Origin of the sequence: Caballeronia sp. GAWG2-1, from assembly GCF_023631405.1 — a bacterium.
Taxonomy (GTDB): Bacteria; Pseudomonadota; Gammaproteobacteria; order Burkholderiales; family Burkholderiaceae; genus Caballeronia.
Map to the genome: position 1 here is coordinate 149,387 of NZ_JALQDD010000039.1, position 14,754 is coordinate 164,140.

Here is a 14,754-nt window from a genome sequence, read left to right on the forward strand (position 1 = left end):
TCAATGTTCGGCGTGTGGACGCGCGGAGCGCGCGTTGAATTTGTGCCCGACGATCAGATCGACGATCTCCTGCAGATTCGTCTCGCCGATAGGCCGGTCCGCGATGGCGGTGCCTTCGTACATCACCGTGATGCGGTCGCAGACCAGAAACAGGTCCTGTAGCCGATGACTGATGAGAATCACGCTGACGCCGCGCGCGCTTACGGTTCGCACGACATCGAGCACCGCTTCGACCTCCGCGACGGCGAGCGCGGCAGTCGGCTCGTCCATGATGAGCACTTTCGGATCGAACGAAACCGCGCGCGAAATGGCGATGGCTTGACGCTGTCCGCCCGACAGATTTTCCACGTCGAGTTTCGTGTCCGGAATGCGGATGCCGAGCCCGTCCAGCATGGAACGTGCATCGCGATGCATCTTCGCGTGATCGAGAATCGGCATGCCGAGCACGCGGCGCATGGGCTCGCGGCCGAGAAACAGATTGCCCGCGACATCGACCGTATCGCACAAGGACAGGTCCTGGTAGACCATCTCGATGCGATGCGTGCGGGCATCGCCCGGATTGTCGAAATGGACCGTCTTGCCGTCGATCTCGATCGATCCGCTGTCGGGCACGACCGCACCCGACAGCACTTTCGACAGCGTCGATTTACCCGCGCCGTTGTCACCGACGAGGCCCAGCACTTCGCCCGGCGCGACATCGAGATTTACGCCGCGCAGCGACTGTATCGCGCCGTATTGCTTGGTGATGCCGCGCATCCGCACACGCAGCGGCGCGCCTGTGTCCACACTCGACATGAGGCTCTCCCGGTTTGGACGCGGCCTACTTGAACACGCTGCGATACTTCGCCACGTTCGCCTTGGTGACGATGGTCACCGGAACGGAGATGTTCTTCTCGACCGGTTGCTTCGCGATCAGCTTGAGCGCGGCGTTGACGGCCGCCTTGCCTTCGCCTTCCGGGTCCTGCTGCACCACGGCCACGACAAAGCCCTGATCGATGCCCTTGATGGCCTGCGCGCTCAAGTCCCAGCCGAAAATCTTGACGCGATCCGTCGCGCTTTGCGCCGACACGGCGGCCACGAGACCGATCAAGGCCGGTTCGCCGGTTGCATAAACGACCTGCATGTTCGGGTTGCCGGAGATGAGATTTTCGGCGGCCGTCTGCGCCTGATCCTGCACGTTCTGGCCATCGACCGTGGACACGATCTTCGCATTGGGCGCGCCCGCGAGACCGGCCTTGAAGCCGTCCAGACGCACGTTCTGAATGTACGAATTCAGCGCGCCGACCACGCCCACGCTTGCCTTGCCGCCAAGCGACTTCTTGACGTAATCGGCCGTGTAGGTGCCGATGTCCTTGCCGACCTTGAGATTGTCGACACCGACTTGCACGTCGTTATCGCCGTTCACGATAGCGTCGATGGTGACGACCGGAATGCCGGCCTTCTTTGCTTCGGCAATCGCCGGCTTGATCCCATTTACGTCGATGGCGACCACGAGAAGCGCATCCACCTTCTGCTGGATGTATGTCTCGATGGCGTTGTTCTGCGCGTTCGGGTCATTGTTCGAATTGAAGATGGCGAGGTCCGCACCCGCGGCCTTCGCGGCCTTTTGCGCGCCGTCATCCATCTGGGTGAAGAAGAGCGCTTCCTGATTGATCTGGACCAGCGCGATTTTCTTCTTGTCGGCGGCGTGCGCGCCGCCCGATAGTGCAATCAGCGATCCGGCGGACATCACGGCGACCGCGGACATGATCCGGCGTGACAGCATGGCGTTCATCACAGCTCCTCCATCGCAAAGGCGCAGAACGAGCGACTCGTCGGCTGGTCCTGGCATGGTTGAAACTTCAGAGGGCGCGGATGAAAACGCGCCGCTTTGTAAACCGGTTTACTTAGGCTACGGCCGACGCCCCTTTCGTGTCAACCGGTCAAAATTAGAATTTGCGTGGAGGGGCGTTGACGCCGAGTTCAGCGCGAACGTGGCGGCGCGACGGACGCGCGTTCGATCAGACTCACGGGCAGCCGCCGCACGGTGGACGGTCCGCCGCCCGAGAGACGCGCAAGCAGCAACTCGACGCCCGTGCGGCCGAGATCGCGCGCGGACTGCCGAAGCGTCGTGATGGGCGGCATCAGCAGGCTCGCAAACTCCATGTCGTCAAAGCCGACGATCGACATATCGCGCGGCACGTCGATGCGTCGATCGCGCAGCGCTTCGAGCAGGCCGACCGCGAGGTAATCGCTCGCCGCGAAAATCGCCGTGGGCGGCGACGGCAGCGCAAGCAGACGGCCGAGCGCCGTCGCGCCGAACTCGCGCTCGTACGAGCCGAAACAAACGAGCGTTTCATCGAATTCGATATTCGCCTGCGCCAACGCCCGTCGATACCCTTCGCAACGCTCCTGCACGGTAAAAAGACCGAGCGGGCCGCTGATATGAGCAATGCGCCGATGCCCCGCCTCGATCAGATGCTGCGTGGCGAGATAGCCGCCCTGCACGTTATCGACGAGCACTTTGGGCACGTCCGCGCCCGGCACGTCTTCATCGATCACGACGATATTGCCGCGCGTGCCGATGAGCGTGCGCAGCGTGCCGTCGTCGGGACGGTTGGAGACGAGGATCAGGCCATCGAGATGCTGAATGTCGAGCCAGCCGACATACAGCGATTCGCGAGCGAACTGGTTGCGCGTGATGCACAAGGACAGACCGTAGCCATGCTCGGAAGCGGCCAGCTCGACTTCGTCGGCGATCTCCGCGAAGAAAGGATTCGCCACGTCCGGCATGGCCAAGCCGATAGTCTCGCTGCTGCCGAGGCTCAGGCGCCGAGCAAGGCTGTTTTGCCGGTACTTCAACGCCGCGATGGCGGCGTCGATGCGTTCGGCTGTGTCCGGCGGCAACGCGAGGCTGCCGTTCAGGTAGCGCGATACGGTCGCCTTCGAGACCTTGGCATGTTCCGCCACTTCGCGAATCGTGGACACTTTGGGCACAGCGCGTTCCGGCTTGGAAAAGCCTGAGTGTAGCCTCGTTCTCGCGCAAGCCGTCATCGAGGCATCGCGAACGCGCGCTTGTGCGCCTTATTTCTGCTTGGCGGGAAGCGCCGCATACGCGCCGTCTTGCGTATCCCAGCCGCCGCCGAGCGCCTTGTACAACGCGACGAGATTCGTCGATACCGTCGCGGTGCTGTCGACCCATTGCTGCTCGGCGGTGAGCAACGCCTTTTGTGCCGTCAACACGTCGAGGTAGTTCGACAGGCCACGAATGTAGCGCTTGTTTGCAATGTCGAGCGCGCGTTTGGACGCTTGCACGCTTGCCTCCAGGCGATCGCGGCGGCGCTGTTCGGCGGCGAATCCCGTCAGCGCGTCATCCACTTCCTGGAATGCCGACAGCACGGTCTTGCGGTACGTGATCGCCGCTTCCTGTTGCTGGGCTTCCCGCAACGCGAGCGTCGCACGCAAGCGGCCACCCTCGAAGATGGGAAGCGAAAGACTCGGCCCCGCACTGTAGCTGCGCGCGCCCCAACTACCGAGATTCGTGAATTGCGTGGCCTGAATGGCGACGCTTCCCGACAGCGTGATCTTGGGGAAGAAGTCCGCCTTCGCCGCGCCGATGCTCGCCGTTGCCGCATGAAGCTGCGCCTCCGCCTCGCGGATATCCGGCCGCCGATGCGCCAGTTCCGATGAAAGCCCGACCGGCACGCGCGGCGGCGCCATCGGCACGGCGGATGGCGGCGACAGCTTCGCCGCAAGCGCTTGCGGATACTCGCCAAGCAGCACGCCGATGGCATTGATCAGCTTCGCTTCCTGCTGCTCTTCCTGCGGAATATCCGCGGCATTCGATTCGGCCTGGCTCTGCGCATTGGCGACATCGAGATCGGTAGCGAGTCCATGCTTCGCGCGCTCCTCCGTGAGTTGCACGGTACGCTCTGCAAACGCCAGATTCTCTCGCGTAATACGCAGCTTTTCCTGCGTCCCACGCAGATTCAGATAATCGCGCGCGACTTCGGCGGCGGTCGAGACGATCGCATCGTGCCGCGCCTCGTTCTGCGCTTCGACCGTGGCGCTCGCGCTTTCCGTCGTGCGTCGCACGCGGCCCCAGAGGTCGAGTTCCCACGATGCATCGAAACCATACTGATACAAATTGAACGGCGGCAGTGCGTTTTGCGCCGCGCTCGACGTCGGAACACCGCCTTGCCGTCCGCCGAGCCCGTTCGTATCCGTGGCCGATGACCCGCCGCCGCCCAGCAAGCCGATGACGCCATCGGCGCTCTGCAGCTCGCGCGTGTAGGAAGCGTTGCCGTTCAGCGTCGGAAGCTCGTCGGCCTTCGTCTGGCCAAGCTGCGCACGCGACTCCAGGAGCCGCGCCGCCGCGACCTTGATGTCGAGATTGCTGTCCATCGCGCGCGTGACGAGCTCGGTCAGTACGGGATCGCCGAAGCTGTTCCACCATTGCGGATCGACAGGTTCGGGCACCGCGACCGACCGGTTAGCCTCGCTCGTGGACTGCGTTTCGGGCCACGGCGCCGGTGTCTGCAATGCAGGACGCTGAAAATTCGGGCCGACCGTGCAGGCCGACAGGAAAGCGACAAACGGAATCCATCGATAATCAATGCGCATTGACTTGTGCCCCCTTCGGCAGCTTCGGCAACAAGATACAGACGGGACACAGCACGAGGGATATGACGCCGAGCATGATGAACACGTCGAGATAACTCATGACGGACGCCTGTTGCTCGACCCGTCCGGCGATGGAGCCGAGCGCATTCACGAAGCCGTTATACGGCGTGATGTGCTCGGCGAGCCGTGCATGATGAAACTGATCGCGCCACGCCAGTTGCGTCGTCACGAGCGACACGCCGAAGCTGCCGCCGAGATTGCGCATCATGTTAATGAGCGCGGATGCGTTGTTGTTCTCTTCCGGCGGAATGCCGATGAACTGCACGGTCGACAGCGGAATGAAGAGGAACGGCAGCCAGATGACCTGATAAAGCCGCGACAACGAGACATCCCAGAAGCCGATGTTCAGATCGAGACCCGCCGAATGCAGTAACGCGACGCCCGTGCCCGCAAGCGACATCATCACGAGCCATTTGGGCTGGAACACGCGCCCGGTCACGATGCCCGCCACGGGCATGAAGAACAACGTGACGAGACCACCCAAGCCAAGTGTGAGGCCGGCGTTGGTGGCATCGTAGCCAAGTAGTTCCTGCGTGAATTGCGGCAGAATCTGCGTCGTGCTGTTGATGATGAACCCGAACGCGAACATGACGCCGCAACTGATGGCGAATGCGCGCGACTTGAAAAGCCGCAAGTTCACGATTGGTTGCGCGGTCGTCAGTTCACGAAAGACCAGCGCCACCAATGCGACGCATGCAACCGCCGCGAACGAGCAGATGAAGTTCGACGAGAACCCGTCCTCGCGCTCGAATTTATCCAGCACGATCTGCAGGCAGCCGAAGCCGACCGCCACCAGAAAGAAGCCGAGATAGTCGATGCGCAAGCCTCGGTCGAGCAGCGCGCGACGCTCTTGCTGAACGAGCTTGCTGTCGCTTACGAACATTCACGTCAGGACGAGCGAAACCATCCCCACCGGCAGGTTGATGAGGAACACCCAGTGCCACGAATAGTTCTCGGTGATCCAGCCGCCAAGCATCGGTCCGATGGCGGGCGCCGTGACGACCGTAAAGCCATACAGCGCAAACGCCATCGCGCGCTTGTCCGGTGTGAACGTGTCCGCGAAAATGCTCTGCTCGACCGGCGCGAGACCGCCGCCGCCCAGTCCTTGCAGCACGCGAAAGACGATCATCATCGGCAGCGAGGTGGCGAAGCCGCACGCCACCGAACTGACCGTGAACAGGAACACGCAGATCATGTAGAAGCGCTTGCGCCCGATCACGTTCGCAAGCCATCCGCTGATAGGCAAGACGATTGCGTTGCTCACCAGGTAGCTCGTCGTGATGTACGTGCTCTGGTCGAGGCTCGCACCGAGTCCGCCGGCGATATGCCTGAGCGCCACGTTCGCGATGGTCGTGTCGAGCACTTCCATGAAGGTGGCAATCGACACGATGACCGCGATGAGCCACGGATTGAAGGGCCCCGCCGCCGACCTCGGCAATGCTGCGTGCGTAGCGGCCATGTCAACGTACCGTCACGCGCGGACTGACGGAGAGACCCGGCGCGAGCGGCATGTTGCGCCAGTCGTCGCCATCGAAGACGATCTTCACGGGCAGACGCTGCACCACTTTCACGTAATTGCCCGTGGCGTTTTCCGCAGGCAGGCTGCTAAACACCGAGCCCGTACCGCGTTGCAGGCTCTCGACATGCGCGTGGAGAACCTTGTCCGGATAAGCATCCACGGTGACATCCACGGGTTGTCCCACGTTCATGTGAACGAGCTGCGTTTCCTTGAAGTTCGCGGTGACCCACATCTCGTCGGGCACCACTGCAACGAGCGCCTGTCCGGGCGTCACGTAGTTGCCAAGGTTCACGGTGCGGCGCGTCACCTTCCCCGCCTGCGGTGCGACGACTTCCGTGTAGCTCAATTGCAGCTTCGCGTTATCGACATCCGCATGCGTCTGACGCACCGATGCCTGAGCGGCGTCGATCTTGGTACGTTGCGACGCGACCTGCGCTTCGCCCGCCTGAACGGCCTGCTTCGCGCTATCGAGCCTCGCGAGCGCGCTCTTGGTGGTCGCCTGACTTTGTTCGAGTTGCTGACGCGTGATGGCGGCCGGGTCCGTGCCCGTATAGCGCGCGAGATCCTGCTGCGCCTGCAGTAGATCGGCCTGCGCGACGCGCACCTGCGCGGTCTGCTGCGCGAGATTGGCCTGCTGATACAGCAGGTCGGCATGCGCCTGCGCAACTTGCGCAACGGCATTGGCTTCCTGTGCCTCGGCTTGTTCGAGCTTCACTTCGAAGTCGCGTGGATCGATGCGCAAGAGCGGCTGATTCTTTTCGACGTGCTGGTTGTCCGCCACCAGCAATTCGATCACGCGACCGTTCACCTGCGATGCAATCTGGCTTTGGTTGCTGTCGATGAACGCGTCGTCGGTACTCTCGTAGTGCCGGCTATGGAGCCAGTACGCAACGCCTCCAGCCACACAAATCAGTAATACCGTTCCGCCGATGATGGCATTCATGCGCTTGCGCTTCGGGCTCATCGGCTTGGACGTTTCCTCGCCCGGCTTCTTGTCGGCTTGCTCGCGGTCGCCTTCTCCGGCATCGCCGGAGGGCTTGCTATCTTCGCTTTCACTTCCGGCCATTGCACTCTCCCAACCAATATTGAGATGCATTCTACAATAGAACGGAACGGTATCGTTCTTTTTTTAAGAAGCGGCGTCTGTGTTAATCTTGCGCTGGAGATTTATGCAAGGATCAGCCGTGAAACGCACGATGAAAGATGGCAACGGACATGTTTCCCTATGCCCCATAGGAGCCATGTTCTCGCGCAAGAAAGGCCGTCCGTCCAACGCGATGGCAGGCGATGTGGAAGAGCGCATTCTGGACGCGGCGAGTACCGTCTTTCTGCAGCAGGGTTTCGCTGGAGCGTCGCTGGAGCGCATCGCCGAGGCGGCGGGCGCAGGCAAGGCAACGTTGTACAGTCGGTATCCGAGCAAGGAAGCGCTCTTCGCCGAAGTGGTCAAACGAAATTGCGAGCGGTGCTTGCGTCCCGTGTTCGAGGCGCCGCAATCCTCTGCTCTCGTCGAGCAACTCGAAGGGGTGACGCGCGCGCTCGTCACACGCTTGCTCGACGACGAGGTGATCGGGTTGATCAGAGTGGTGGTCGCGGACGCGCCGCGATTTCCGTCGCTGGCGAAAATGACACGCGAGGCGGGGCGCCTGCGCGGCATCGATGCGGTCGCGAGCTTGATGGCGGAACATTCGCAAATTGCGCGCGACGCCAGTACGCGCGCTGCCATCAAGCGCAATGCGTTGATCATCGCCACTCAGATGCTCGATGCAATCGTTCCGCCCATGCTCATGAGAGCATTGATGGATGAAAACCTCGATGATCTTCGCAACGAGATCCGCTCGCATGTTAAGCGGACTATCGCTGTATTCGTCGCGGCGGGTGCGCTGAATACGTTCTTATAGAGGCACGCAGTAGTCGCTCGACCCCTGCTTTGCATCGACGAGCAACTTCCACACGACTTCAAGCGGCGCCTTTATATGTCATCGAGCGCACGGATAGCCGACCTTCCCCGGTCATACGGCTTGGGTCCGATGACATGATCGTACAGGGCTCATTGCTCCTTCTTGAACAGGTCCTGAAAGATCAACGCCGCCCAATGCTTGTCACGGGCCTGCACGAGTTGTCCGCCTTCGGCGAGCTTGCCGAGACTGACCGGCGCATAACCGAGCCGTTCGACGAGCGCCGCGACGGTTGCGTTGGCGCCCTCATCATCGCTCGATAAAAAGAGCACTCGGCGTCCCGCTGAAGTCGCGGGTTCCTGTGCGAGCACGCGCGCGGGCAGATGGTTGAACGCCTTGACCAAATGCGCGCCTGGCAGCGCCTTTGCCACGATCGCCGAGGAAGGCAGATCGTCCAGTTCGTTTAGCGGCACGCCATAGGCATTGGTGGCGTCGATGACGACTTTGCCTTGCCAGCTAGCCATAGCCTTGGCGACATCGCGGTGCGCCCAGAACGGAACCGCGAGAATGATCACGTCGGCCTTGAGCGCATCCTGCAACGTCATAGGTACGATCTTGTCGCCGAGCTCTTGCGCGATAGGTGCGATGGATTCCGGCCCGCGCGTGTTCGCGATGCCGGCCGTGATGCCGCTGCGAGCGAATTGACGGGCAATCGCGGCGCCTACGCTGCCGCTCCCGATGATCGAATAAGTCATGAGAATTCCTTTTTTGGTTGGTCACGAGTACGCCGTTGCTTGAGTAGATCGTGGCAGTGCGTGAACGATCTGGGAAGACGGCATATCGAGATACAATCCATCACGCTCGGAGATGGATAGCCGCCATGCTCGATGGAATATCGCTGGATCAACTCAGAACCTTTATCGCCGCCGTGGATGAGGGCAGTTTCTCGGCGGCAGCGCGAAAACTCAATCGCGTTCAGTCGGCGGTAAGTGGCTGGGTCGGAGGATTGGAAGATCAAACGGGCGTCATTCTTTTCGAGCGCTCTGGACGATTCCCGAAGCTCACGCCGGAGGGCGCGCTGTTGCTCGCGGACGCTCGCAATATCGTCGCCGGGGTGGATGCGTTGAAGGCGCGTGCGAGGCTCATGACATCGGGCGTGGAAGCCGAACTCTCGGTAGTGGTCGACGTTTTCTTCCCGACTGACGTGATCAGTGCAGTCGCAAAGGCCTTCGCCGAGCAGTTTCCACTGACGCCGCTACGTCTCTTCGTCGAAGGACTGGGAGCGGCTTATCTACCCGTTCTCGACGGCCGATGCAGTCTCGGCATACTACCGCCGCTGCCGCAGGCATTTTCATCGCTGACGAGCGAGCGGCTCGGCGACGTGCCCGTGGTCGCGGTGGCTTCGGCGCAGCATCCGCTTGCAGCCATCGGTCGCCGAATAACACGGCGTGAGCTTGGCCGCCACGTTCAACTGGTGCTGACCGACAGATCCGATCTCACGGCAGGTCGCGACTTCGGCGTGGCCTCCGCTTCGACCTGGCGCTTGGCGGACTTGTCCACCAAATATGCGTTTTTAAAGGACTGCGTCGGCTGGGGAGGCATGCCTTTGCATATGGTCGAAAAAGACATCGCCGCAGGGACGCTGGTTGTTCTCGATACGGACGAGATGCCGCCCAGCGGCTGGCTTTTGACGATGTCCATTTTTCAGCAGCCTTCGCAGCCGCCTGGACCGGCAGGCAAATGGTTCATCGAACGATTGAAGACTCAGTGGCAAAGTTGATGGTTCAAACGGCCGCTCGGGCTGTCAACGAGTCGCCTGGTAAGCGCTGCCAGTTCCGCAATCCGTGCTGACCGTACGGATCACACGCCCGGCCTGCATCAACGTGATGCTGACCTTGCAAGCCTCCCCTTTCGCCGATGACACGGCAAGCGTCGAGACCGCTCGGCTCTCGCCACCGCGCAAGTGCAAACTGCCCGACTGCGACACGTTCGACGTGCCCGACGCGCCCGACTTGAGCACGTGCAAGTCGTAGTCGAGGCCGGTGTCGTACACGCTGACGACGTACGGAACGACGCGGATCGAACCGTTGGCGGAAGTGACATCGAAGGACACGGCGACATCGGAGAACGCGATCATGATCGGCTCCTTCAAGGCAAAGCGCGTCTGAATGGAAAAGCACCCGGCGTGGTGGCTGTGAATATCGACCGGCACCACGCGGGGTGAAGGAAAGCATCGATCAAACGGCCGGGGGCTCGGCTGTTCGAGTCGAACAAATACAACGATCTTAACTACGCCCCTTAGTGCTGAGCGATCGTCGTCGAGTTGTGGATGCCTGTTTGCGTCACGGTGGCGATGTTGCCTGAACCGGCTTGCGTGACCGATGCGTAATTGCTTCCGCCAACTTGCGTCGATGCAATGCGGTTGCCGCTGCCCGATTGCGACGAGTACAACTCGTTGCTCACGCCATCTTGCGATGCCAGCAGCGTTTCTTCCATCCCGGCCTGATACGCCACCGCATTGTTGCCGCTGCCATGCTGGAGCAGATCGAGCTTCGAGCCGAATGCGCCGACTTGCGAAAGGCCCGCCGTGTTGACGGCCGTGCCAGTCGAAACCTGGGTCGACGTGATCTCGTTGCCGCTGCCGTTTTGCTGCAACGTACTGACATTGTTCACGCCAGAGCCACTTTGCGACACGGTCGCGCTCGAACCTGCTTCGCTCACCTGCGAAACCGAGGCGTGACTCTTCGAGCCCATCTGCGACACCGTGACGTTGCCGCCTAGCGCAAGCATCGACGAGACGGCCGCGTTGTTATTCGAGCCGGTCTGCAAGATGGAAGTCAGGTTGGCCGCCGACAAAGTCGGTCCGACGTTTGCCGTGTTGCTCGGACCGGTTTGCAGAATCTGCGTCGTGTTGCCGAGCGCGCCGAGTTGCGAGACCGTTGCCGTCTCCAGCGAGCCATGCTGCGCGATGTTCGTGGTGTTGTCGTAGCCGAGCGTCTGAGAGACCGTCGCGTTGCCGCTGGCGCCATCTTGCTGAACATTCGTGTTGTTACCCGACGACGAGGCCTGGCCCACCGATGCCACGCCGAGCGCGCCGGTCTGGCTGATGATTGTCGTGTTATCCGAACCGACATTCTGCGCAACGCTCGCCGAATTCACGCCGGTCTGATAGATCGAAGTCGTGTTGCCGGTGCCATTGTTCGAGTTCACGTTGGCGGTCGAACCACTCACGAAGCCGGTCTGCGTGATGTTGACCTTGTTCTGCACTTCGCTCGTCTGCACAACCGACGCCTTGGCCGCGGTCAGCACACCGCTCTGATCGATGTTCGTCGCATTGCCCGCACCGCCGCTCGTATTGACCGATGCGTTGTTCAGCACACTCGACTGGTTGATTACGACTTTGTTGTCGCGTGAGCTCGATTCGGTGACACTCGCGCGGTTGCCGGCCGCGATAAGGCCGCCCTGCTGCGATATTGCGACGTTATCGCCGTTCGTGTCCTTCTGGTCAACCAATGCATTGTTGTATGTACCGGTCGTGGTCACGGTGACGGTGTTGTTGATGGCTTCGGCGAACACGCTCGACGAGGCCAGTGCCAGAAACCCCATTGCAACGACGGATGCTTTGATCTTCATGATTGGTCAACCCCTTATATGAACCAGTGAACGATGGTTTCGTGCTTGTGCTTTTGCTTTCTTTTCAGTGGTCCGGCCTGCTTGGCATTTTCATGGTGTGCACTTGCCGCCTTTCCCCTGCTGCTGCCGCTACTTCACTCGTCGTTTCATCGAATGGCTGCTCCTTGATTCGTTGCCCGTTATCGTGTGCTTATCGTGCGATCACCAGTGCTTTCGCTCCGTTACCCGTTTGCTGGACCTGAATGCCGCTGCCGGCGCCTCCTTGAATGATGGTTGCCTGATTACCGTTGCCGCGTTGCGCCACCGATGCGTCGTTGCGAGACCCGTATTGCGTAACCGACGCGTAGTCGCCATTGCCCCGTTGCGTCACGCTGGCCGTGTTGTATGACCCCGATTGCACGCCGACATACTGATTGCCGTTACCTGACTGCACCAGCGACTGCCAGTTCTGCGTCCCGGTTTGCTGCGACGCCGCCACGTTCGCCACGCCAATCTGATTGATGGTGATCGCGTTGACGCCGGTTTGCCGGGCCTGCACCATGTTCGCTGAACCCGTCTGATTCACCGTCGCGCTTTGGCGGCTCACCGTGAAAGCCGGCTCCCCTGCACCGAAGTCCGAGATGAAGGACAGGTCAGCGGCACTCGCGGTCGACGCACCAACCATAAGCATTCCGTATATTTTATGAGCGAACGACTTCTTGATTATTCGGTTCTTCATTTACGGCTCCTGATGCGAGGTAATAATCGCGTGCGCCGGAATCAACCGCCCGACGATGCCTTTTCCGGTTCGACCTTCGTCGGGTCATACGAGGTGTTGACCTTGTCCATATCCGCGACGTAGTTCTGGTTTTCCTGCAGATAACGCTGAACTGTCTGGTCGTACCAGTCCTTGTCGTCCTTGAGCGCCCAAGTCTGGTTCTTCAGTCCCTGCACGATCAGATGAACCACTGCGGATTCGATCGCTTCCTTGACGCATAACTGCGCCGGCTCATTGCGCGTCAAGCCTGCTTCAGCCTGGAGCAGATCCTTGAAGCCAACGAACTTGTAGACGCCGACATCCACTTGATACGAGTAGATGGTTTTGGTCGTCGAGACGCTATTCAAAATTTGCCCGTTGCGTATATCGACGGTGCGTAAATTCACGGTCACCTGATCCACGCGGTATTGCTGCGAGCCGCTGATCCCGAGATACGCCACGCCCGCGCCGCCGGTCTTCACATTCGAGTCGTACGCCACGATCCCGCCTTCGAGGATGATGCTGGCCGGCGCCAACGCGCCGATCTGCGGAATGACGCGGTTCTTGTCGTCCGGTGTTTCGAGCGCGCGCATGATCTTGCGTTCGGTCAGCAGGTCCTGAAGATTCTCGCGCTCGACCGGCGTGAACCAGCCGGAATCGCGCATGGCGGCAACGAGGAACGACGCTCCACCTTGCGTAACCTGCGATGAAAACGAACTGTCGGGCGACGGCTTGTACTGACCGGTCAGATCACGAAAGCCATAGACGGCAGCGAGCACGCGGCCCTTGGGCGGCGGCAGATGCACGAGGTCGCGGGTCACGCGCGTGGGCGGCGTGAGCGTCGCGTTGCCCGCCACATTCTGCGGCGATACCGCGCAGCCTGAGAGCGTGAGCACGGCGGCGCTGACGAGCGCGAGCGTTGCCCGGAGTGCGAATCGGTTCATGATATTCCCCGTGTCTTGCTGATTCTTGTTGGTATCGATCTGGATGACGGCTGGTCGCAGCCCTCGCTCCAGCATTTGGCGTAGGCTGCGTTACTGGCCGCCGCTCACCACGAAAGTCGTTGAAGCACCCGAGGTCTTGTCGGTCGTCGTCACTTGCAGATTGCCGTTCGCTATCTGCGCGATGTTGATGGAGAAGTTGCCCGTGTTGATGGTGCCTGGCTTGAGCGATCCATCCGTGCCCACGATCGAACTCGTCACCGAACTCGCCACGCGTGACAGAATGGCCTGCTGCAACTGACTGTTGAATTGATCGAGCGTGGACTGCGAACTGGTCAGGCTTGCCAGACTCGGGTCCTGATGCTTGTTCTGTGCGGTCGCCTGATCCATGAGAACAGGACCGTTCGCGGGATTCCCGCCGAAGGTCGGATTGATGGGCTCGTACACCAGCGGCGAGGCATACGCTCCGCCGATCAGTCCCGCGTTGGCAATGGCGGTAAGCAATATCCGCGTGAAGGTCTTTTGGTTAGTCATCCCGATTTCCTCGAACTCTCTTTTATCGTTTGAATGCTGTCTTTGTCTTTCTGCTACCGTATGCCGCGACTTACATTTCATCCGATGCGAGATCGGCTTCATGAAACAGCAGGCGCGATATATCCGCCTGCAGCACTGTCTGCAACGCGCTCGCCGCCGCGCTTTCGGCAATAGGCCGCACGTTCGCCCGGGCAATAGGCAAGAACGCCTGAAACACGCGACGCTGATCGTATTCGACCCAGATCAGACTGCCGTATCTTGCAGAGGGACGCTCATGGACCGACACGTTATAGCGTTCGCTCATCGGCATCTGCGTCCATGCCTGAGCAAAAAAGTTATAGAAGTCTTCGCCTACCAGCGTCACCGCGTCGTTGGTAACGATCCCGCCAAGCGTATCCACGAGTGGAGATCTGGCATCCGGCTTGGCGGGCAATGTGTTGCTGCCCGTGATCGTCGACTGGCGGCTGACCGTCGCACTGTCGGTGAGTGCAGGCGACGCCGCTTGCGGCCGGACCCTCTTAAGCGGACTCGGCGTCGGCGGGTTCGGCAGCGTGACGAGCGCACGTGCTTCATTACCCGAAGCGGAGCCATGAGCGCTCGACGGCGAATCGGCGTCCTGCGCGCCTTGAGCATATGCCGCGTTATCGACCATGTTGCCGAGTAGCGCGGCCGTGGTCACGAACGTCATCGACGCGACCCAAAACTGCGGCATGCGCCACGCGCCCTTCGTCGAGATCCTGTTTGCATCGCCATCATGTCGCATACAAGCCTCTCGTCGTCATTCCTGCAGACTTCGTTTGGCCGAAGCGATGCAGTGGTATGGAACGCATTCTG

The 14,754-nt window shown here is 60.9% G+C and carries 16 protein-coding genes; 2 read left to right on the top strand and 14 right to left on the bottom strand.

Annotation, left to right across the window (positions count from 1 at the left end):
* The 7 genes from NCR98_RS26750 to NCR98_RS26780 form a co-directional block, all read right to left on the bottom strand.
* A complete protein-coding gene (locus NCR98_RS26750) occupies positions 1-795 on the bottom strand; it encodes an ATP-binding cassette domain-containing protein (RefSeq protein WP_250527839.1) in 795 nt (264 codons plus the stop codon).
* Positions 796-820: 25 nt separating this feature from the next.
* Positions 821-1,774, bottom strand: coding sequence for a substrate-binding domain-containing protein (locus NCR98_RS26755; RefSeq protein ID WP_250527840.1), 954 nt, complete (start codon positions 1,772-1,774; stop codon positions 821-823).
* Between the two features lie 188 nt (positions 1,775-1,962).
* Positions 1,963-2,976 carry a LacI family DNA-binding transcriptional regulator gene (locus NCR98_RS26760; RefSeq protein WP_250527841.1) on the bottom strand — a complete coding sequence of 338 codons (1,014 nt, stop codon included), beginning with the start codon at positions 2,974-2,976 and terminating at the stop codon, positions 1,963-1,965.
* 87 nt (positions 2,977-3,063) lie between these two features.
* Positions 3,064-4,602 carry an efflux transporter outer membrane subunit gene (locus NCR98_RS26765; protein ID WP_250527842.1) on the bottom strand — a complete coding sequence of 513 codons (1,539 nt, stop codon included), beginning with the start codon at positions 4,600-4,602 and terminating at the stop codon, positions 3,064-3,066.
* Complete coding sequence (locus NCR98_RS26770; RefSeq protein WP_250527843.1) at positions 4,592-5,545, bottom strand: MFS transporter; 954 nt, start codon at positions 5,543-5,545, stop codon at positions 4,592-4,594. Before NCR98_RS26770 ends, NCR98_RS26765 begins: the two co-directional genes overlap by 11 nt.
* Positions 5,546-6,121: an MFS transporter gene (locus NCR98_RS26775; protein WP_250527844.1), complete on the bottom strand. Its 576-nt coding sequence runs from the start codon at positions 6,119-6,121 to the stop codon at positions 5,546-5,548.
* A 1-nt stretch (position 6,122) separates the two neighbouring features.
* Positions 6,123-7,247, bottom strand: coding sequence for an HlyD family secretion protein (locus tag NCR98_RS26780; RefSeq protein ID WP_244832463.1), 1,125 nt, complete (start codon positions 7,245-7,247; stop codon positions 6,123-6,125).
* 118 nt (positions 7,248-7,365) lie between these two features.
* Between NCR98_RS26780 and NCR98_RS26785 the strand changes: the two genes are divergently transcribed.
* Positions 7,366-8,079, top strand: a complete 714-nt coding sequence (locus NCR98_RS26785) for a TetR/AcrR family transcriptional regulator (RefSeq protein WP_250527845.1) — start codon at positions 7,366-7,368, stop codon at positions 8,077-8,079.
* 149 nt (positions 8,080-8,228) lie between these two features.
* Here NCR98_RS26785 and NCR98_RS26790 read toward each other — a convergent pair whose 3' ends face one another.
* On the bottom strand, positions 8,229-8,831 hold the full coding sequence (locus NCR98_RS26790; protein ID WP_250527846.1) for an NADPH-dependent F420 reductase: 603 nt from the start codon (positions 8,829-8,831) through the stop codon (positions 8,229-8,231).
* A gap of 125 nt (positions 8,832-8,956) precedes the next feature.
* Here NCR98_RS26790 and NCR98_RS26795 point away from each other — a divergent pair, with 125 nt between their 5' ends.
* Positions 8,957-9,856: a LysR family transcriptional regulator gene (locus tag NCR98_RS26795; protein ID WP_244832466.1), complete on the top strand. Its 900-nt coding sequence runs from the start codon at positions 8,957-8,959 to the stop codon at positions 9,854-9,856.
* 24 nt (positions 9,857-9,880) lie between these two features.
* Here the strand turns inward: NCR98_RS26795 and csgH are convergent, their stop codons facing one another.
* The 6 genes from csgH to NCR98_RS26825 all read right to left on the bottom strand — a co-directional run bounded on the left by csgH (position 9,881) and on the right by NCR98_RS26825 (position 14,632).
* Complete coding sequence (csgH, locus tag NCR98_RS26800; RefSeq protein ID WP_250527847.1) at positions 9,881-10,213, bottom strand: curli-like amyloid fiber formation chaperone CsgH; 333 nt, start codon at positions 10,211-10,213, stop codon at positions 9,881-9,883.
* Between the two features lie 161 nt (positions 10,214-10,374).
* Complete coding sequence (locus tag NCR98_RS26805; RefSeq protein ID WP_250527848.1) at positions 10,375-11,709, bottom strand: hypothetical protein; 1,335 nt, start codon at positions 11,707-11,709, stop codon at positions 10,375-10,377.
* A gap of 190 nt (positions 11,710-11,899) precedes the next feature.
* Entirely contained in the window at positions 11,900-12,373 is a 474-nt protein-coding gene (locus NCR98_RS26810) for a hypothetical protein (RefSeq protein WP_250527849.1), read from the bottom strand.
* A 95-nt stretch (positions 12,374-12,468) separates the two neighbouring features.
* Positions 12,469-13,389 carry a CsgG/HfaB family protein gene (locus NCR98_RS26815; protein ID WP_244832458.1) on the bottom strand — a complete coding sequence of 307 codons (921 nt, stop codon included), beginning with the start codon at positions 13,387-13,389 and terminating at the stop codon, positions 12,469-12,471.
* A 90-nt stretch (positions 13,390-13,479) separates the two neighbouring features.
* Complete coding sequence (locus tag NCR98_RS26820; RefSeq protein ID WP_244832457.1) at positions 13,480-13,920, bottom strand: curli assembly protein CsgF; 441 nt, start codon at positions 13,918-13,920, stop codon at positions 13,480-13,482.
* A gap of 70 nt (positions 13,921-13,990) precedes the next feature.
* A complete protein-coding gene (locus tag NCR98_RS26825; protein WP_250527850.1) occupies positions 13,991-14,632 on the bottom strand; it encodes a CsgE family curli-type amyloid fiber assembly protein in 642 nt (213 codons plus the stop codon).
* Positions 14,633-14,754 lie beyond the last annotated feature (122 nt).